This window comes from Sanguibacteroides justesenii (assembly GCF_003204205.1).
GTDB lineage: Bacteria > Bacteroidota > Bacteroidia > Bacteroidales > Marinifilaceae > Gabonibacter > Gabonibacter massiliensis.
On record NZ_QJPL01000007.1, the window covers coordinates 152,197 to 171,514 of the forward strand.

A 19,318-nucleotide genomic window follows, 5' to 3' on the forward strand; every position below is an offset into this window, starting at 1 on the left:
GCTTACGAGTAAAAAGGCATTGATTTTCTCTATCTCTCCATCGAAAATAAGAATAGGATAATACTGTAATAATATAAAATTAATGCTGATCTTTGTCAACAGGAAAAGAATCTGCGATTTATACTCGTGTGAATCGTAATATAAAAATATAGAGATGGACGTAAAAGATTGGACAAAAAATGTGATTAAACAGGCTGAAATCGATAAATACTTGGTCAATGGAAAAGATTTTATCGATGAAGTCGAGATATTTGAGGAGCTTGAACGCCAAAAAAATCCCGACAAGCAAAAGGTGCGTGATATTATAAAAAAGTCGTTGGAGATTAAGATTCTGACTCCTGCCGAAACGGCTACTTTGTTGAACGTGGAGGATCCGGAGTTATTGCTGGAGATGCAGGAAGCGGCCTTGGAAGTTAAAAGACGGGTATACGATAATCGTATCGTTTTTTTCGCTCCCCTGTATCTGTCGAATCTGTGTGTAAATAGTTGTGTGTATTGTGGTTTCCGTGCAGAGAACAAGGAGGAGAAACGGCATGTTTTGACTATGGATGAGGTACGCGAGGAGACGGCAGCCGTTATTGACGAGGGACATAAGAGGATGATAGCCGTTTACGGAGAACACCCGAAAAATAGTGCCGATTATATGGCTGATTCCATTTCAACGATCTATGCAACTAAACGGACGACTCCTACCGGGAACGGGTTTAATAATATTCGTCGGGTGAATGTGAATGCGGCGCCCATGGAGATAGCGGATTTAAAAAAGTTGTGGCGTGCCGGTATCGGTACCTATCAGGTATTTCAAGAAACTTACCACCGTGGACGTTATGCCGAACTACATCCGGCTCATACGATTAAAGGAAATTACGGGTGGAGGCTTTACGCGATGCACCGGGCTATGGAGGCCGGTATCGATGACGTTGCTATTGGAGCCTTGTTCGGTTTATACGATTGGCGTTTTGAAGTGATGGGCTTATTGTATCATGCTTTGGATCTGGAACGGCAATTCGGTATAGGACCTCATACGGTTTCCTTCCCTCGAATGCAGCCTGCTCCTGGATCTTTTATTAGTGAACATTCACCATATTTGGTAACGGATGAGGCTACAAAGCGGTTGGTAACTGTTATACGTCTGGCTATTCCTTACACGGGATTGATCGTGACGGCCAGAGAGAATCCCGAGTTCAGGAGAGAGTTGATTCATATGGGATGTACGCAGACTGATGCTTCTTCTAAAATAGGTATTGGAGCCTATTCGAAGAAATTGCGTCAAGAGGAGAATTCGGATAAAGTCCAGTTTATGCTGGGAGACCAGCGAAGCTTGGATGAGGTGATTCGGGAATTGGCCCAGGATGGAATGATAACCTCTTTCTGTACGGCCGGTTATCGTTGCGGGCGTACGGGAGACAAGATTATGAATTTGTTGGAAAAAGGTGTGGAGGGAAAATTTTGTAAGCTGAATGCCGTCTTGACGTTCCGGGAATATCTGAATGATTATGCTTCTCCTGAAACCAAAGCGATCGGAGAACAATTGATTGAAAGGGAATTGCAGGAGATAGAACACACCTCTTTCTTTACGGATAAGAAGTTATTACCCACGTTCAAATCCTATTACGATCGTATAGCTAAAGGGGAACGTGACTTATACATGTAGTAAAGGACTCTTTAATATTAAAATTGCCTTTTTGATTCATTCAAAAAGGCAATTTTAATGTAATGCGTTCGGCTTCTTTTTGTCTTTTAATCCTCTCTTTTTCTCCTCGCCGGAAAACATATATTAAACCGTAATATTCACATTTCTTACGACGTTCCTCCTCGTCCTCTATTTCCATGTAATAGTTTTCTATTTCATTCCATAAGGTTAAAATATACTCATCCGCTTCACTACGGAATTGAGCTACTTCTGCGCAACAACGTGCCGAGTTCTGTTGGAATTGTTTTTGAGAAGCATATCCCTGTTTAAAATTTTCATAATTGACTTTTACTAAAGCGATGGAAGGGCTATAGACAGGATTACCTCCTCCGTTACGGGTCCGTTCCTGTTCTCCGTTGATGATCTTGGCTCCCCATTCCAATAAATCCTGTTCGCTAATCAGGGGAGGAAGTTTCGAATTGTTTTCATCTAACCCGTAAAAGGTTCTGGCCGAGGATTTCAATTCTCCGCGGGCAATAGTAAAATTCAATACCTGTAAAAAATGGGATATGTATAATTTTGCTTTTCTGGTGTATTCAGCGTATTTTCGGCTGTTAACGTTTTGTTTGTCTCTCGCGACCTGTGAATTGGTAATGGCCGTTTTGAATTTGGGTAAAAAGAACTCTATTTTTTGTTTCAACGAAGGAGAAAAAGGCAAATCGTTGAAATCCGAGGATGCTTCGTTCTTCAATGCTGTTTCCAAAGCACGTATCCTGGCCGCATCCGTATTGGGTAATCTTCTGTAAGGCATGATATTCCTATAATTATAAAGTATGACAAGTTCTAAATGCGAAGGTATGAAAAAAAGATGTGGGAATCAATAATTCGTACAATGAGTTTTGTTAAATTTGACTGAGTTTCAATTTTATTCCGGAATTGTGTTTTTGTAATGGGAATAATTTTCGAGGATATTATTTACAAAATCATAAGCTTGTTTGCCGTCACAATACCCATGCCGGATTAATGTATCCCGATAGAACTCGGGATTGGACTTGTGGAGTAGAAAGTAATCGACATTATTATTCCATACATAGGGATTCTTATTGTACGCTTCGGCTAATTTCATCGCATCTATGACATGTCCGGGGCCGGCATTATACGCAGCTAACGTGAATTTGATCAGGTCTTCTTTTTTCAACGGGTATTTGGAAAATATTTTTTCCAAGCGTTTGAGATAAGTTGTTCCTGCGCGGACATTATCCTTAGGATTGGTATAATCTTCGATACCGAGAGTGAGGGCTGTTTCCGGCATGACTTGCATTAATCCTACGGCTCCTAACCATGAGACGGCTTCCGGATTAAATCCGGATTCTTGGAAAATAATAGCGGCCAATAATCGCCAATCCCATCCCATCGTTTGGGCTGCTTTTTTTATGATGGGATCAAAACTCGATATCTTGCCGTTTTTTAATTTGTAGTATTTGGAATTGTGCAGGGAGGTCACGTAGCTACTATTGAAATATCGGTTGTATAGAACATTGAATTTGCCGCTTTTTTTAATGTTGTTTAACCACGCGTTTAGTTCGTCGGTAAGGAGAATTCCGTTTAATGCAGTCCCCCAGGCAATGGGAAATTCGTCGGATAGGCCCAGGCTGTAATCCAGATAAGGCATGTAATGTGCGGCTATTTTGGCAATATTATGGTCTGTAACGGTAAATTCCGCTTCCATGTTTTCTACCATGACCAGAATGTCTTCATACGTCGCCTCCGTTAGGGGAGAGATATTGAATTCCGAATGTAACGAGTCTTTCAACTGTTGTAAAAAATCTTCATAGAAAGTACCTTTTTGGATGTAAATGTCTTTACCCGATAGTTGCGATAGCGAATCGACGTGTTCCTTTCGTTTTTTATTTTGTACAAGTACACTATGGGTTTTGAATAGAGGATTCGTGAAAAGGATTCTTTTCTTCCGGTTTTCGGTGACGGATAGACTCATGGCAATCAGATCGTATTTCCCTTCGTTTAATTCCTGAATGCACTCTTCCATGTCCGAGTTTACTTCGACATGCAGCTTTACTCCGAGATATTCGGCAAAATCTTTGACGAGTTCGTAATGAAAGCCTTTTGTGACGCCTTTGTAAACATAGTAGTCGGTCGTGTTATAGTAAGTGCAGACATTCAATACGCCTCGCTTCGTGATTTCTTCCAATAGACCCGACCGGGGAAATACAAAAGGCTCCTTTTGTTTTACTTTGCAAGCGTTTAAGCAGCATAAGAAAAACAAGATGTATGTAATCTTTTTTACAACGTACATACAACAAATATAGGAAATGATCTGTAAATTATCAAATTAGTCAAAGAAATTCCATCTTAAACCAAATTTTACGGTTGCCGGTCCGATGGCGTAATTGGTAGCCGAAAGGTAGTTCCGGTTGCCGAAGAATTCATTGAAATGATCGTATTTGACAAAAATATCCGCCCGTTTTATATTTAACGTGAGGAATACGTCCATCTTGGGATAATTGCCGATTTTCTCTTTTCTTTGGTTATAAAATTGCATGATGGAGGGCATATAGGCGTCTGCATAGAACTTGGTCGTGTAGAAAACATCGATACCGAATTGCAGGCCTAACACCCTTTTGAATAGACGATTTTGATAATAGTTGTGGGAATATAGGGCAATCTGGGGAAGTGCAAGTATATCTTCCTTATTGCTGACCTGATAGTAGACTTTTTGATCGAAATAAAAATTGCCTAACCTGAAATTTTGTTTTACCCAAGCCGTGAATATCATTAAGTTCCCGTCGTATTGCCGGGGCATGGCAGTCGTATCCAGATAGATGTATCCTTTGGTATTGTTTAAGGCGATGCCGACTTCTGTACGGCGACGAATATTCCGGTATTTTCCTTGTAGTTGGTAGGAATGAATTTTTCCGAAGTTATTTTTCCAGATGTTATGATTTCCCATGTAAAGCTCATAAAATGGGTTGGGGGTTTTATTTTCCAATGATGCATTGATCGTTACCGACGAATTTTTTCCCCGGTTCAGGTATTGTGTGATCTCTCCCTGTAAGTTATAATCCGTATTGTAGTCGCCGAATAAACAGTAGGCGGCCCATATGTCGAAATTAAACAGGGAGTTGGTGTCTACGTTAAAGGTTCCGGCTGTCAAATAAGTCCCCGTGTACTTACTGCTTCCGAAATCGTTCGTTGTCGTATCCTGATCTATATTGATTCGTTGGTGATAATTCAGGTACTTGAAATTTAATCCGGCGTATATACCCGGTAAGTATTTGTACTTGGGATGTTCATTCACGATGAGTTTGGTCGTGATCTCGAACCGTTTGTTGTTGACGATATCCGCATTGGACATGCTGTCGATATAAGTGTTCGGGAAAAAAGATGTTTCTACGGATTTCTCCTTGAATTTGTACTGGTTATCTTGCACATTAAAGGATAATACCGCTTTCATCGGATAGACGATGGTCGTGTCCGTACGGGCGGAGTCCCGTTGGGTAACGATCTCTTTTCCCTTCCCGATGTTGTATTGGCCTAAAGTATAAAGATTGAAATTATAAAAATTGTTTCGAGGTTCACTGACGAGATTCGTCGGGATTAATTGCGAATCCAAGGTCGTATCCCGTAAAAAGTAGAGATCCTGAATTCCTCCGTTTTCAGTATAGTGGCCGACATTTTGGTTGATGAAAAAAGATATGGCTACCCGTTTTAGCTCGTAAGAAGAAAAGAACGAGAGATTATAGGTTTTGGACTTTTGGTAAGAGTAAGCCCCGAGTCCCGATATGATATTGTAGCGGAAACCGGCACTCCAATAAGGACGGATGTTTTGGACGTGCCATACGTCTAACAGGTCTTCTGATTTGGTACGGCCTCCTCCGTTGAAGTAGTTGAGTTGGGTGAAAGGGGTTGTCGTGTTGTATTCCAAGGCGTCTTCCGGTTTGAATATATAAGCTCTTACCCGGTTCAGAGGGAAAAAATCTTCGCTTTCGATCCGGTTGATAAAGATATTGGATTCATAGGCCGAAGGTAAATTGCCCAAGTAGGTATTGGAGACGCTTTGTTTAAATATGGGATTGAAGTTTTGGATTCCATCCGTAAGAGTGTCCAAAGGGATGAATTTTTTATAAACACCGTTGTGCATCCATCTCCAAGTCATACGATAATGTTTGACATCGGGCTTTTCTACGGAATCTTGTTCCATTCTTCTGTCCCGGGGATCTCTTTCCTCCTCGTTGTCATAGTCATAATCGCTCTGTGCCAGCGATATGATAGAGCTTAGACAAAATATGATGATATAAAATAATTTTTTCATGGCCTGCAAATATACAGAAACTTTTAAAACTCTCATAAATTAATTACCTTTGCGACTCGTATGTTAAATAATTTTAGTATGGATAAGAATCATCTCGTATCAGAAGAAGAGAATGAAGTGAAATCATTGAATTTCATAGAACAGATCATGGAAGAGGAGCTGGCAGAGGGCAAGAACGGAGGACGGGTGCACACGCGTTTTCCGCCGGAACCTAACGGTTATTTACATATCGGCCACGCGACGTCGATTTGTCTGAACTTCGGTTTGGCGGCCAAATACAACGGGAAATGCAATTTACGTTTCGATGATACCAACCCGTCGAAGGAGGATGTGGAGTATATTGATTCGATATTGGGGGATATCCGGTGGCTGGGATTTCAATGGGAAGGAGAACCTCATTACGCTTCTGATTATTTCCAACAATTGTATGATTGGGCGGAAAAGATGATTATGGAGGGAAAGGCTTACGTGGACGATCAACCGGCAGAAGCAATCAGCGCCCAACGGATGACGCCTACCGAACCGGGAGTAAACAGTCCTTACAGGGACCGGACTCCGGAAGAAAATCTGGATTTGTTCCGGAGAATGAAAAGCGGAGAGTTTCAGGCCGGAGAGAAAGTGTTGCGGGCCAAAATAGATATGGCCTCTTCTAATATGTTGATGCGCGACCCGATCATGTATCGTATTATGCACGTGGCTCACCATCGTACCGGCGATCAATGGTGTATTTATCCCATGTATGATTTTACGCACGGGCAAAGCGATTACCTGGAAGGGATCACTCATTCCATATGTACCTTGGAATTTGAAGTACATCGACCGTTATACAATTGGTTTTTGGATCAGTTGATCGAAACCGAATATCGTCCCCGGCAGATCGAATTCGCTCGTCGCAATCTGAGTTATACGGTGATGAGTAAACGTCGTTTGTTGGAGCTGGTGCAGAAGGGAATCGTGGCCGGATGGGACGATCCCCGCATGCCGACTATCTCCGGTTTGCGTCGGGCCGGGTATACTCCCGAATCCATTCGTAATTTTGCCGAAAAAGTGGGCGTTGCCCGCCGGGAAATAGTCGTGGATATGGCCTTGTTGGAGTTTTGTATACGGGAGCATTTGAATAAGGTGGCCCCTCGGGTAATGGCCGTGTTGGACCCCGTGAAGGTAGTTATCGATAATTATCCGCAAGGACAGACTGAATACGTGGAGATCGAAAATAACCCGGAAGACGAGAGTGCCGGAACACGGGCAGTCCCTTTCTCCGGAGAACTCTATATCGAGCGGGATGATTTTATGGAGAATGCTCCGAAGAAGTTTTTCCGTATGACGATCGGAAATGAGGTCCGTTTAAAGGGAGCTTATATCGTAAAATGCGAAAGCGTGGAAAAAGATGAGGAGGGAAACGTGACGACAATCCATTGTACGTATGACCCGGATACGCGGAGTGGTAGCGGGATCAATAGCAACCGGAAAGTAAAGGGGACTTTGCATTGGGTTTCCGCGGCGGAAGCTATCGATGCGGAGGTGCGATTGTACGATCGCCTGTTCAAAGATCCGGATCCTGCCGGGCATAAAGATATTGATTTTAAGGAATTTTTGAATGAAAACTCTTTGAAGGTGCTTACTCGTTGTAAGCTGGAACCGAGTTTGAAAGAGGTGAAGGAGGGAGATCGTTTCCAATTCCAGCGACTGGGATATTTTTGTGTGGACAAGGATTCGCAGCCGGGGAAATTGGTGTTTAACCGTACCGTGGGATTGAAGGATACTTGGGCAAAACAGAATAGTTAATTACTTGATATTAATGAGATGTACGATTTGCAATGCCGGCTTTTTCCGGCGATTGTAAATCGTAATTTGTACTTTAAAATTAAAACTAAATGTTGTCGAAAAAGAAAGTTGTATCGGAAGTCAGGGCATATGTATTGATTACGATAGGTCTGATGATGTATGCTTTTGCCGTGACCGCCTTTTTAGCTCCTCAAAAGATTGTAGGAGGCGGGGTGACGGGTATAGCTACGATTATTTATTTTTTATCGAATGAGTTGATTCCTATCGGTGTCAGCTATTTCGTCATCAATTTCTTGTTGGTGGCTATCGCCATGAAGATATTGGGTCCCAAGTTCGGAATTAAGACGATCTACGCGATATTCATGAGTTCTTTTCTATTGGGAATACTGCAGAGTTATATCCGGGAACCTCTGTTGGAAGACCGTTTCATGTGTGCCATCATCGCCGGTATCATGTGCGGTGCCGGAATCGGAATTTCTCTGGTAAACGGGGGAAGTACGGCAGGAACGGATATCATAGCCATGATCATAAATAAATACCGGAATATCAGTCCGGGTAAGATTATCATGTATATCGATGTGGTAATCATCGGTTGCAGTTATTTTATCGAAGGGAGTTTTCAGGATATTATGTACGGTTACGTGGTCATGGGAGTGGTTTCTTATACCATCGATATGGTATTTACCGGGCAGATGCAATCCGTGCAATTCCTTATTTTTTCGGATAAATACGAGGAGGTGGCTAATTCCATTACCCATGATCTGAAGCGGGGGGTGACTGTTTTGGATTGTTTGGGCTGGTACACGGGATCGGCCCGGAAAATGTTGGTAGTGGTGGTCCGTAAAAGCGAGATGCAAAATATCATGCGGGTGACCAAATTGGTCGATCCGGAGGCGTTTTTAACCATGAACACGGTAATGGGGGTTTACGGTAAGGGATTCGATACCTTAAGACCTTAACCCTGAATATTATTTTAAAAAATCCTCCCCGATCTGTTATTGCAAACCGGGGAGGATTTTTATGACTGTTTATGTTTGCGGAAGCGGTTATTAGATGTAAAGATTAATGTAAAAATAGTATGATAAAGTTTTTTGTAATGGTTATTTTCTTTTTCCCTTTGCTTTTGCTGCAAAGTAAAGAGGAAGGGAGTATTCCGGTGTATGTTTTGATCGGGAAAAATTCGGTGAATATTCAATATGTTGAGGAATATGACAGTTGTAGACAACATACTACTTATTGGTTCAGTTTTAAGGATACATTTGATTTAGAATGCACTTTTGTTCGCTATACCAATATGCGGGAAGATTATTTAAATGATACATTAATCAAATCCCGTTCTTTTTTGGATAGTATCTCTTATTATGATGAAAAATGGTTGTTGTCTTTCCCAAAGTCGATATTTTAGATAATTGGAGGAACCGGATTTATGTGATTGATACAACCAGCTTAGGACGAGACTCGATTGTTTTGCGCCGGTTTGATTTTTCGGCAGAAGAACCTACGGATGATGTCATCATGGAGGAGGAATTTAAATTTAATTAGATAATTTATTTTTTCTTTGGATCGTCCTTAGTTGTGCTTAAGCGATGCGGGAAGATTTTTGTTTTATGATTTTTTGATTTTCATCAAGTCATCCTCCGTTATAAATCGTAAATCGTATTATCTTTGTAAGAGATATAAAATGGAGAGAGATGGAAATAAAGGTATTTGTAAATAATCCATGGCAAGAGAACACGGTCGTATTGTATGATGAGACGGGTGAGGCCGTGGTAATAGATTGCGGATGTTTTTCGGAAGAAGAACGTCTGCGGGTGAAGGATTTTTTAGCGGATCATCATTTGAAACCGGTTGCGTTGCTGGATACCCACTTGCATATAGATCATATTTTCGGGAACGATTTTATGTTTAATGAATACGGTTTGTCGGCTCAAGCTCATCCCGCGGATGCTTTTTGGGTAGAGGATGCGGAAAAGTATGCGGCTATGTTGGGGGTACGGGGGATTACTCCGCCACCGGCCTTGGGTGATTTTTTGGAAGACGGCCAGATCGTTCGTTTCGGTCATTCGGAATTGGAAGTCATTCATGTCCCCGGTCACTCTCCGGGTGGCGTTTGTTTTTATAGCAAAAAGGATAAGTTGTTGATTTCCGGTGATGTGCTGTTTGAGGGGAGTGTCGGACGGGCGGATTTACCGGGTGGCAATATGGCGGAACTTTTGGATGGGATACGTGCTAAATTGTTTGTTTTACCCGATGATGTACGGGTTATTCCGGGACATGGAAGGGAGACAACGATCGGAGCGGAAAAGAGATATAACCCTTTTTTTCAGGTTTGAGATGAAAACGATTGGAATTATGGTGGCCATGAGTTCGGAATACGAGCTGGTCAGGTCGCTTTTAACGGGAAAGCAAGAGAAAGAGCATCATGGGATATGTTTTTTGGAAGGACAGGTAGAGGGGTGTCGGGTTGTTTTGGTGAAGTCGGGGATCGGTAAAGTATGCTCGGCCGTGGGAACGGTTCTGTTAATTCGGGATTATGTTCCGGATGTCATTATCAATACCGGGGTGGCCGGGGGAATCGATCCGCTTACTCGGGTGATGGATATTGTGGTCGGAAAGCAGATGGTATATCACGATGTTTGGTGCGGAGAAGGAAATGAATACGGGCAAGTACAAGGATTACCGTCCCGGTTTGTATCGGATGAGGAGCTTTATCGGGTTGCGTTGGATATTCCTCATGAAGGACAGGTATATGGCGGGTTGATTTGTAGCGGGGATCAGTTTATTACGGATCAGGCGGCTTTAGCTAAAATAAAAAAGAGATTTCCGGAGGGTTTGGCCGTGGACATGGAATCCTGTTCTATCGCTCAGGTCTGTTATTTGATGGATATTCCTTTTTTAAGTTATCGTATCATTAGCGATACCCCTGGAGTGGAGAATCATTCCGGACAATATCGAAACTTTTGGGAAGAGGCCCCTAAACGTTCTTTCGCGATGTTGAAAGAGTTGATTACGCGTGTCGGAAAAATGAAAGCAAGGATATAAAATGGAAGAATAATGGAAAAGATACCGAGTTTTACTATAGATCATATTCGTTTGTTAAGAGGAATATATGTTTCTCGGAAGGATACAGTCGGAAACGAGCTGGTTACGACCTTCGATATCCGGATGAAAGAGCCGAACCGGGAACCGGTATTGGGCCAAGGAGAGTTGCATACCATCGAACATTTGGCAGCCACTTATTTGAGAAATGACCCGCAATGGAGAGATAAAATTATTTTCTGGGGTCCGATGGGTTGTTGTACCGGAAACTATTTCTTGGTAAAAGGGGATTTGGAGCCTCGGGATATTGTGGAATTGATGCGTGAGACCTTCCGGTTCATCCGGGATTTTGAGGGTGAGATTCCGGGAGCGGCACCTAAGGATTGCGGAAATTATTTGTTACATAATTTACCTATGGCCCGATATGAAGCGGCTAAATACCTGACGGAGGTCTTGGATGTGATTGAAGAAAAAAATATGGTATATCCGGAATAGTATGAAATGGATTTGGGGAATAGTGCTGCTGTTATGTATTGTCGCTTGCGGTACAAAGCAGGATAAATCCAAAAATATCAGTGTGAGCATATTGCCGCAAAAATATTTTGTAGAGCGTATCGCGGGGGATTTCGTACGAGTGAACGTGATGATTCCGCCCGGCGCCAATCCTGCTATAAGCGATTTGACATCCGAGCAGTTGAAAATGCTGAATAATAGTTCTCTCTATTTTGCAGTCGGGTATTTGCCGTTCGAGCTTACTCATATTTACTCCTTATTGAAAAACAGGAGGGATATTCAACTGATAAAACATACTGACGCTATCGAGCTTCCGGAAAAGGAGTTTCCGGCGCATAAACATGGAGACGTGGAAAGTTTGGACCCGCATATTTGGATGTCGCCAACTTACGCCAAACAGATGGCTCGAACCATACGGGACGTTTTGAGTGATAATTTTCCGGAAAAAAAGAATCTTTTTTCGGAAAATTGCGATCGCTTTATGCAGGAGATAGATAGTGTGGATCGGGAAGCCCGTCGGATTATTTTATCCAAACGGCATAAATTGTTTTTGATATATCATCCGGCTTTAACTTACTTTGCCCGGGATTACGGAATGGAACAAATAGCGATAGAAGACGAGGGTAAAGAGCCTAATCCGGTTCATGTGAGGGCGATTATTGATCGTAGCCGGGAAAAGGGAGTGCGGGTTGTTTTTATTCAGAGTCAGTTCGATGAGGCTAATGCGCGTGCTATCGCTACGGAGATCGGGGGAGAAGTGATAGCAATTGATCCCTTGAGTCCGGATTGGAAGGAAGAGATGATCTCCTTGTTAAAAATCATCGATCAAAAGATGGATTGATATGAATGAAATTCTGGAATTAAAAGGAATAAGTGCGGGATATGAAAATCATGTCGTTTTGCGGGGAGTAAATCTAACCATTCATGACAATGATTTTATCGGTATTATCGGACCAAACGGAGGAGGAAAGACCACTTTATTAAAAGTCATTTTGGGTTTGATGAAACCGTTTTCCGGGGAGATTATTTATCATACCTCCAAGCAATCATTATTTGGTTATCTGCCGCAAAACAGTCGTTTTGATGTTCGTTTCCCAATTAGCGTGGAAGAAGTTGTGTTGTCCGGGTTGATGTCAGAAAAGGGAGTATGGAAAACCTATTCGAAAGAAGATCGGTTGAAAGTAAAGGAGTTACTTGATACTTACGGAATGGGGGCATATCAGAAAACACCTATCGGGGATCTGTCTGGAGGACAAATGCAGCGGGTGTTTTTGTGTAGAGCTATTATTTCATCTCCTAAAGTGTTGATTCTGGATGAACCCTCAACTTACGTGGATTCCAATTTTGAGAAGGAGTTTTACGAATTATTGGAAGAGTTGAATAAAAAGATGAGTATCGTGATGGTTTCCCATGATTTGGGGATGATATGTTCTTACGTGAAAACGATTGCCTGTGTGAATGGGGGCTTACATTATCATGAGTCGAATCTGATTTCTCAGGAACAGTTGAAGATGTATAATTGCCCGATAGAGTTGATCTCTCACGGGACGGTGCCTCATCGGGTGTTATTGAAACACGAGAAAGACGGGGAGTAAAAATTAGAGATGGGGAATGATATGAAATACAACTTATTAATAATCATGAAAATATCATATTTTTAGAATCTAAAATCTACAATTGTAAATTTAAAATTAGAAGATGTTCGATTTATTGGAGTACGGATTTTTTCAGAATGCCTTAGCCGGAACGATATTAATCGGGATAAGCTGCGGTTTGATAGGAACTTATATCGTGGCTAAGCGAATGGTTTTTATTAGTGGGGGAATCACTCATGCTTCCTTCGGAGGTTTGGGATTAGCTTATTTTTTGGGTATCTCACCCCTTTTCGGTGCTGCTGTATTTGCTTTGATTGCCGCTTTCTGCATTTTGTATTTATCCGATAACAAGCGTTTCAAAGAAGACTCTTTAATCGGTATATTTTGGTCGGCCGGAATGGCTATCGGAGTACTGTTTATCTACTTGACACCGGGCTATGCTCCGAATCTCCTTTCTTATCTTTTCGGTAATATATTGACTATTACCGGGGATCAACTTATGATGGCATTGTTGCTCTGTGTAATGATTTTTCTTTTTTTTATGAAGTTTTATCGTCCGCTTTTTTATATCGCTTTCGATAAAGAGTACAGTCGGACCCATTATATCGCTCTTTCTTCGATAGAGATCGGAATTACGGCCTTAATTGCTCTTTGTATCGTTCTTTGCATGAAGTTGGCGGGAATCATTCTTGTTATCTCTTACCTGACCATGCCTCAGGCTATCGGAGGTATGTTTTATAAAAATTTCAAACAACAGTTGATACTCTCTACCTTAATTAGTTGTTTAGGATCTGTCGTGGGACTTTTTCTTTCCGCTTTTTTGGAGATCCCTTCCGGGGCTGCTATTGTCCTCTGCTTTTTAGTCGTTTTTCTGTTCTGCTATTTGATTAGACGCAAAAAGTGAATCCCGGGCACGGTTCTCAAGCGTACCCGGGGTATTGTTATTTACTTGATGTAGTTTTGTGCGAATTGGCGTCCGGCACGTAAGGCTTTTAGATTCATTTCCACGATGTCGGCTCCTTTCCGTTCGAAGATTGCTGCAATTCCTTTTTCGAGGTATTCGAAAGGAATCTCGATAAAGGGTGATGCGGCTCCTAACATGACAAAATTACTGGCTCTGACGTTTCCGGCTGCTTCTTTTGCGATGGTATCGGCATCGATGATTACCTGGTGAGGTAATGCCTTTAATGTTTTCATCAGCTCTTCGGTATCCGGGTAGTTCGGAATATTGATGAACGGCGTGGAGTTGGTTACCACGTATCCGCCTTGTTTCAGGTAAGGCAAATAACGTAAAGCTTCCATAGGTTCAACCGAAAGAATGATGTCGGCTGAGCCTTTGGCAATCAGATCGGAGAAGATCGGTTGATCCGATATTCTCATATAGGATTGAACATCCCCGCCCCGTTGGCTCATCCCGTGGGTTTCGGCCTGTTTCATGTATAAATTATTGGTGAGGGCCGCGGAACCTAAAGCGGCAGCGATTGACAATATACCTTGTCCTCCTACACCGGCTAATATGATATCTGTCTTCATGATTTTTAATTTTAAAATGGATTTCCAATTGATCCGTTATCTTTTATTTTTTCTTTTTCTTAGCATCGCGGGAAGCTTTCTGGATACAAACTCTTCTCGGAATGATCACGGATACACCCTTGTATTCTATCTCGTCGCGAATAATCTTACAAAGTTCATCGTGGTTTTTCGGAACAGGAAGCAAAACCCGGATGTGTTCCGGCTCTACTCCAATACCGCGACAGATGGCTTCAAGATGTCCTAAGGCGGAGGATTCCTGTCCTCCAGTCATAGAGATGGATTCGTTGTCTGAAATAATGATGGTAATGTTGGATTTTTCATTTACGGCATCCAAAAGCCCCGTCATCCCCGAATGGGTAAAAGTAGAGTCTCCGATAACGGATACGGCGGGATATAATCCGGCGTCCGCTGCACCTTTGGCCATAGTGATAGAGGCTCCCATATCTACGCAGGAGTTAATGGCTTGGAAAGGAGGAAGGGCACCTAAGGTATAACATCCGATGTCCGAGAAAACCCTTGCGTTGGGATATTCGGCCACGACGGCATTTAACGCGTTATATACATCCCGGTGGCTGCAACCTACGCATAAAGCGGGCGGGCGGGGGGCTACTATTTCCGGTACGGGAGCTCCTTCCGTTACGGGTATTCCGAAAGCCTTGGCGATCCAATCCGGATTCAATTCTCCGTCGCGGGGAAGCGTGCCGTCCAAGCGTCCGTGTACTTCTTCTTTTTCCAGGTATCCTTTTAGTAATTCTTCCATGATAGGATATCCCTCTTCGATTACCAGAAGTTTTTCACAGCTTTCAGCCAATCGGGTAATCATTTTTCTGGGGAGGGGATACTGACTAACCTTAACTACCGGATAAGGGCATTTTCCTTTAAATACTTCCATCAGGTAATTGTAACCGATACCGCAGGCAATAATCCCCATGGATTTGTCGGCCCCGTCGATGTAGCGGTTGAATGCGGAACGGTCGGATTCTTCTACGAAAGCGGTTTGTTTTTCTAATAATATCTTGTATCTTTTTTTTGCGATGGCAGGTAATAATACGAATTGGCGTTTGTCTTCCGGCAGGTGCAAGTCGTTTTCCTTGACGGCCTCTCGGGTTTCGACTCCGGCACGGGAGTGAGCCAGGCGAGTAGTGATACGCATCATTACGGGGGTTCCCATTTTTTCGGAAAGTTCAAAACCGTAGCGGGTCATTTCGTATGCTTCCTGTTGGTTGGAGGGTTCTAACATGGGAATGAGTGCGAACTTTCCGTAAGCGCGGGAGTCTTGCTCGTTTTGAGAAGAGTGCATGGACGGATCGTCGGCAGCCGTGACCACCATTCCGCCGTTTGCCCCGGTAATAGCCGAGTTCATGAAACAATCGGCAGCGACGTTCATTCCCACGTGTTTCATACAAACCAATACTCTTTTACCGGCGTAAGACATACCCAAAGCAGCCTCCATGGCTGTTTTTTCGTTAGCGGACCACATCCTGTGAACGTTACGGGCGATAGCCTGTTTGGATTCTTGAATGTACTCAGTGATCTCTGTTGATGGGGTTCCGGGGTAAGCGTATACTCCGGAGATTCCTCCGTCTATAGCACCTTGTGCAATAGCTTCAACACCTAATAATAGTTGTTTTTGCATAGTGATAAGATTATGATATTAAGTTTTTGTTGATTTTTATAATGGAAAAACGGTTTCACGATCTACAATCGTGAGACAACGGGGCGTTCGGTTTATAGTCCTCCGAACAGTTTAAGAACGCCTACAATGTAAGCTAATACGAAATAATACTCTGACGGACGATACATCACGCGTTATTTAAAACGTTTTCAATACTCATTTCGGTGCTAATGTAGCATTATTATTTAACAAGAGCAAATTTTTATATCGTTTTACCTGATAACTCTATTTTAAGCATCCAACGAGTCTGAAAAATAAAAAAATAGAGTCAAATACCTGTTTTTCTTGAGGGAATTCGTTAATTTCGACCAATTAATCACTGAGATCATGTTTAAACGTATAGAGAGGTCATTTTCGGCTAAGTTGAGTTTTTATTTGATAGCCTCTATGACTGTTTGGGCGATTGTTATGTTTGGTGTTTTTTATCACTATGCCGTGTTGAAGTTGGAGCGGGATGTAGACGAGCGAATATGGAATATTGCTGAAAAATCAGATTTGCGATTGACCACTCTTTTGCGAGGGGTGGAGAAAATTCCGAAAAATATGGCTTGGATGATATCCAATGGGTTCTTGGATGCGGATTCTATCTTCAGTGTTACTCGCCGGGTGGTGGAAGACAACGATGAAGTTTTTGGTTGTGCCATTGCTTTTGAGCCGAATTATTTCAAGTCTAAAGGATATTATTTTGCTCCTTATTCTTACATGAGCCGGGATTCGGTGATAACCGTTCAGTTGGGAGATGTCGCCTATAACTATTTTGAAATGAGATGGTATGCCCGTTCCAAGAAATTCGGTATATCGCGATGGAGTCAGCCTTATAGGGAGTTTGGGGATCATGATATAATTACATCCACGTATTCCGTTCCGATGTACGATAGGAAGAGACGTTTTATCGGTATTTTCTCTGTCGATTTGTCGACTAATTGGTTGACCGATCTGGTGGATTCTATTAAGCCGTACCCGAGTAGTTATGCTATTGTTATTGATAGCTTAGGGAATTATATTGTTCATAAGAGGGAGAAAAATATGGTGGAACGGACCATTTTCGACGTGGCCGAGGCGATGTCCGATACGACGGCAATGTTGGTTGCCAAGCGGCTTGCGGCGGGTAAAAAAGGGAAGATGCGGATGTTGGATAACGATGAAGATGCCTATGTATATTATATGCCTTTAAATGCGACCGAATGGTATATGGCAATCGTTTGTCCCTACCAGGAGATCTATCGCGAATTTTTTCAGTTTAATGTTATCTTATGGGTGGCTTTTTTGATTATAATATTGATGCTTTACATCATAAGTTCCGGAACGATTAGGCGTCTGACTGCTCCGTTGAAAGATTTCGCTCAATCGGCCCGGACGATAGCCTTAGGAAGGTTTGATACGCCTTTGCCCGTCATCCATTCGAGGGATGAGATGGCAGAGTTGCGGGATTCGTTTGAATACATGCAGCAACAATTGACGATGTTTATCGAGCGCTTACAGCAGACCACTTCGGCAAAAGAAAAGATAGAGAGTGAATTGCGAATTGCTCATGATATTCAGATGGGGTTACTTCCTAAACCGGCTGTTGCCTGTCCCAAATGGGAAGGGGTGGAACTTTATGCCGTTCTGAACCCCGCGCGACAGGTCGGGGGTGATTTTTACGATTACTTTGTAATTGGAGACGAACTTTGTTTTGCGATAGGGGATGTGTCGGGAAAAGGAGTTCCGGCTTCTTTATTGATGGCTACTACATTGAGTTTGATGCGTTCCATCTCCTTTTCGAATTTCGAACCTCAATACGTGACGAATTTTATCAATCAGGGGTTATTGCGTTCGGGACAGCCGGATCGGTTTGTCACTTTTTTCGTCGGAATGCTTCATTTGAAGAGCGGGAAGTTTAAATTTTGCAATGCAGGTCACTCTTTACCCGTTATGATCCAACCGGACCATTCGGTTCGGATTATGGAGATGGAACCGAGTCTTCCTTTAGGCATATTGAAGGAGTACGAGTATAAGGAGTACAATTGTTCATGGGAGCCGGGAGCAAAGATGTTGCTCTATACGGACGGAATTACGGAAGCGGAGAATGTCGGACATAAGCTTTATTCGCGAGAGCGACTGTTGGAAACGATTCGAAACCATGCTTCTTCCTCTTCGAAAGGAATGATCGAAGCCATTCTGATCGATGTCAATGAGTTTGTTTCGGGAGCCCTTCAATCTGACGATCAGACCTTGTTAAGTATATCTTTTTATCCGGAAACAGAAGAATAGACGACCTTGTTCGTGCATGAATAAGGTCGCCTGTCCCATGTCATTTTTTTAACGCTACGGCCATTCTTTCGATCCCCCAAATCAGTAAGAACCCGAGGACGCACATGAGTACGGCTTGCCATGTATAAGGATCGCTTACCTGCATTTGTTCGAAGGTATGGGGCAGAACATTTTTTTCCGTTTCGAATATCTCTCCGTTGATGAATTCCGGATTGTTGATTTTCCAGGGCCATATTTTATTCAAAGATCCGATCATAAACCCGATCAATAACGCAACCGTCAGTCCGTGATAATTTTTTAATAGCCAAGAAAGTAAATGAGAAAACGCGATTAATCCGGAAACGGCTCCTACTAAAAAAATAAGTAGTATACCGATATTGAAATTACTAACGGCGGTGATGATATATTCGTATTTCCCGAGTAAAAGGAGAATGAACGCTCCGGATATTCCGGGTAGGATCATGGCACAAATGGCTATAGCTCCCGAGAGTAAGATAAACCACCAGGTCTCCGGTGTCGTGGTTGGGGTAAGTACCGTGATCGTGTAGGCTATTACACCTCCTGCTAATAACGAGAGTACGGTAAAGGTGTTCCAGTTTTTAACTTCTTTAAAAACTAAAAAGGCGGAGGCTATGATTAGTCCGAAGAAAAAAGACCAGACATGAATAGGATATGTTTCTAACAGGAATTTCATTAGTTTGGCTAAGGAGAATATGGATATAGCTATTCCGGCAACCACGGAAAATAAGAAATTACCGTTTATATGTTTCCATAATTCTTGCCATCTGAAGGTGAACAGAAGTCGTAAAGCTTGTAAATTAATGGAGCGAATGGAGTTGATTAATTCTTCATATATTCCGGTAATAAAAGCAATGGTGCCTCCGGATACTCCCGGTATGACATCAGCCGCACCCATCGCACATCCCCGCAAGACAAGTAATAGATAGTTTCTTTTTTGCATA

Annotated in this window: 17 protein-coding genes; 11 read left to right on the plus strand and 6 right to left on the minus strand. The window is 42.5% G+C overall.

Annotated features, from left to right (window positions below; translation table 11 throughout):
• Nucleotides 1-154: 154 nt before the first annotated feature.
• Complete coding sequence (gene hydG, locus DMB45_RS12190) at nucleotides 155-1,654, plus strand: [FeFe] hydrogenase H-cluster radical SAM maturase HydG (protein WP_082032919.1); 1,500 nt, start codon at nucleotides 155-157, stop codon at nucleotides 1,652-1,654.
• Nucleotides 1,655-1,694: 40 nt separating this feature from the next.
• Here the strand turns inward: hydG and DMB45_RS12195 are convergent, their stop codons facing one another.
• From DMB45_RS12195 to DMB45_RS12205, 3 genes are all read right to left on the minus strand, one after another.
• Entirely contained in the window at nucleotides 1,695-2,444 is a 750-nt protein-coding gene (locus DMB45_RS12195; RefSeq protein WP_041504319.1) for a hypothetical protein, read from the minus strand.
• A gap of 114 nt (nucleotides 2,445-2,558) precedes the next feature.
• A complete protein-coding gene (locus DMB45_RS12200) occupies nucleotides 2,559-3,947 on the minus strand; it encodes an MltF family protein (protein WP_110688809.1) in 1,389 nt (462 codons plus the stop codon).
• A 36-nt stretch (nucleotides 3,948-3,983) separates the two neighbouring features.
• Entirely contained in the window at nucleotides 3,984-5,963 is a 1,980-nt protein-coding gene (locus tag DMB45_RS12205; RefSeq protein WP_041504462.1) for a putative porin, read from the minus strand.
• Between the two features lie 78 nt (nucleotides 5,964-6,041).
• Here DMB45_RS12205 and DMB45_RS12210 point away from each other — a divergent pair, with 78 nt between their 5' ends.
• The 9 genes from DMB45_RS12210 (at nucleotide 6,042) to DMB45_RS12250 (ending at nucleotide 13,799) form a co-directional block, all read left to right on the plus strand.
• Nucleotides 6,042-7,748 (plus strand): glutamine--tRNA ligase/YqeY domain fusion protein, encoded by a 1,707-nt coding sequence (locus DMB45_RS12210; RefSeq protein ID WP_052634815.1) that lies wholly within the window; start codon nucleotides 6,042-6,044, stop codon nucleotides 7,746-7,748.
• A gap of 89 nt (nucleotides 7,749-7,837) precedes the next feature.
• The gene (locus DMB45_RS12215; protein WP_041504321.1) at nucleotides 7,838-8,707 is read left to right on the plus strand and encodes a YitT family protein; all 870 of its coding nucleotides are present in this window, start codon (nucleotides 7,838-7,840) and stop codon (nucleotides 8,705-8,707) included.
• A gap of 119 nt (nucleotides 8,708-8,826) precedes the next feature.
• A complete protein-coding gene (locus DMB45_RS12220; RefSeq protein WP_041504322.1) occupies nucleotides 8,827-9,153 on the plus strand; it encodes a hypothetical protein in 327 nt (108 codons plus the stop codon).
• 286 nt (nucleotides 9,154-9,439) lie between these two features.
• Nucleotides 9,440-10,081 (plus strand): MBL fold metallo-hydrolase, encoded by a 642-nt coding sequence (locus tag DMB45_RS12225; RefSeq protein ID WP_041504323.1) that lies wholly within the window; start codon nucleotides 9,440-9,442, stop codon nucleotides 10,079-10,081.
• A gap of 1 nt (nucleotide 10,082) precedes the next feature.
• Nucleotides 10,083-10,790, plus strand: a complete 708-nt coding sequence (locus DMB45_RS12230) for a 5'-methylthioadenosine/adenosylhomocysteine nucleosidase (protein ID WP_041504324.1) — start codon at nucleotides 10,083-10,085, stop codon at nucleotides 10,788-10,790.
• Nucleotides 10,791-10,802: 12 nt separating this feature from the next.
• Complete coding sequence (locus tag DMB45_RS12235; protein WP_041504325.1) at nucleotides 10,803-11,282, plus strand: S-ribosylhomocysteine lyase; 480 nt, start codon at nucleotides 10,803-10,805, stop codon at nucleotides 11,280-11,282.
• Nucleotide 11,283: 1 nt separating this feature from the next.
• Nucleotides 11,284-12,141 (plus strand): metal ABC transporter solute-binding protein, Zn/Mn family, encoded by an 858-nt coding sequence (locus DMB45_RS12240; RefSeq protein WP_041504326.1) that lies wholly within the window; start codon nucleotides 11,284-11,286, stop codon nucleotides 12,139-12,141.
• Nucleotide 12,142: 1 nt separating this feature from the next.
• Nucleotides 12,143-12,895, plus strand: a complete 753-nt coding sequence (locus DMB45_RS12245) for a metal ABC transporter ATP-binding protein (RefSeq protein WP_041504327.1) — start codon at nucleotides 12,143-12,145, stop codon at nucleotides 12,893-12,895.
• Nucleotides 12,896-12,998: 103 nt separating this feature from the next.
• A complete protein-coding gene (locus DMB45_RS12250) occupies nucleotides 12,999-13,799 on the plus strand; it encodes a metal ABC transporter permease (RefSeq protein WP_041504328.1) in 801 nt (266 codons plus the stop codon).
• A gap of 41 nt (nucleotides 13,800-13,840) precedes the next feature.
• On the opposite strand, the gene DMB45_RS12255 is transcribed toward DMB45_RS12250, so the two are convergent.
• On the minus strand, nucleotides 13,841-14,428 hold the full coding sequence (locus DMB45_RS12255; RefSeq protein WP_041504329.1) for an indolepyruvate oxidoreductase subunit beta: 588 nt from the start codon (nucleotides 14,426-14,428) through the stop codon (nucleotides 13,841-13,843).
• A gap of 43 nt (nucleotides 14,429-14,471) precedes the next feature.
• Nucleotides 14,472-16,064 carry a thiamine pyrophosphate-dependent enzyme gene (locus DMB45_RS12260; protein WP_041504330.1) on the minus strand — a complete coding sequence of 531 codons (1,593 nt, stop codon included), beginning with the start codon at nucleotides 16,062-16,064 and terminating at the stop codon, nucleotides 14,472-14,474.
• A gap of 366 nt (nucleotides 16,065-16,430) precedes the next feature.
• Here DMB45_RS12260 and DMB45_RS12265 point away from each other — a divergent pair, with 366 nt between their 5' ends.
• Complete coding sequence (locus DMB45_RS12265) at nucleotides 16,431-18,356, plus strand: SpoIIE family protein phosphatase (RefSeq protein WP_041505127.1); 1,926 nt, start codon at nucleotides 16,431-16,433, stop codon at nucleotides 18,354-18,356.
• Between the two features lie 40 nt (nucleotides 18,357-18,396).
• Here DMB45_RS12265 and DMB45_RS12270 read toward each other — a convergent pair whose 3' ends face one another.
• Nucleotides 18,397-19,317, minus strand: coding sequence for a DUF368 domain-containing protein (locus DMB45_RS12270; RefSeq protein ID WP_041504332.1), 921 nt, complete (start codon nucleotides 19,315-19,317; stop codon nucleotides 18,397-18,399).
• Between the last annotated feature and the right edge of the window lies 1 nt (nucleotide 19,318).

Excerpts from the sequence above, each read along its gene's own strand:
- hydG (WP_082032919.1), top strand. The coding sequence starts at position 155 with ATGGACGTAAAAGATTGGACAAAAAATGTGATTAAACAGGCTGAAATC.
- DMB45_RS12195 (WP_041504319.1), bottom strand. The coding sequence starts at position 2,444 with ATGCCTTACAGAAGATTACCCAATACGGATGCGGCCAGGATACGTGCT.
- DMB45_RS12200 (WP_110688809.1), bottom strand. The coding sequence starts at position 3,947 with ATGTACGTTGTAAAAAAGATTACATACATCTTGTTTTTCTTATGCTGC.
- DMB45_RS12205 (WP_041504462.1), bottom strand. The coding sequence starts at position 5,963 with ATGAAAAAATTATTTTATATCATCATATTTTGTCTAAGCTCTATCATA.
- DMB45_RS12210 (WP_052634815.1), top strand. The coding sequence starts at position 6,042 with ATGGATAAGAATCATCTCGTATCAGAAGAAGAGAATGAAGTGAAATCA.
- DMB45_RS12215 (WP_041504321.1), top strand. The coding sequence starts at position 7,838 with ATGTTGTCGAAAAAGAAAGTTGTATCGGAAGTCAGGGCATATGTATTG.
- DMB45_RS12220 (WP_041504322.1), top strand. The coding sequence starts at position 8,827 with ATGATAAAGTTTTTTGTAATGGTTATTTTCTTTTTCCCTTTGCTTTTG.
- DMB45_RS12225 (WP_041504323.1), top strand. The coding sequence starts at position 9,440 with ATGGAAATAAAGGTATTTGTAAATAATCCATGGCAAGAGAACACGGTC.
- DMB45_RS12230 (WP_041504324.1), top strand. The coding sequence starts at position 10,083 with ATGAAAACGATTGGAATTATGGTGGCCATGAGTTCGGAATACGAGCTG.
- DMB45_RS12235 (WP_041504325.1), top strand. The coding sequence starts at position 10,803 with ATGGAAAAGATACCGAGTTTTACTATAGATCATATTCGTTTGTTAAGA.
- DMB45_RS12240 (WP_041504326.1), top strand. The coding sequence starts at position 11,284 with ATGAAATGGATTTGGGGAATAGTGCTGCTGTTATGTATTGTCGCTTGC.
- DMB45_RS12245 (WP_041504327.1), top strand. The coding sequence starts at position 12,143 with ATGAATGAAATTCTGGAATTAAAAGGAATAAGTGCGGGATATGAAAAT.
- DMB45_RS12250 (WP_041504328.1), top strand. The coding sequence starts at position 12,999 with ATGTTCGATTTATTGGAGTACGGATTTTTTCAGAATGCCTTAGCCGGA.
- DMB45_RS12255 (WP_041504329.1), bottom strand. The coding sequence starts at position 14,428 with ATGAAGACAGATATCATATTAGCCGGTGTAGGAGGACAAGGTATATTG.
- DMB45_RS12260 (WP_041504330.1), bottom strand. The coding sequence starts at position 16,064 with ATGCAAAAACAACTATTATTAGGTGTTGAAGCTATTGCACAAGGTGCT.
- DMB45_RS12265 (WP_041505127.1), top strand. The coding sequence starts at position 16,431 with ATGTTTAAACGTATAGAGAGGTCATTTTCGGCTAAGTTGAGTTTTTAT.
- DMB45_RS12270 (WP_041504332.1), bottom strand. The coding sequence starts at position 19,317 with ATGCAAAAAAGAAACTATCTATTACTTGTCTTGCGGGGATGTGCGATG.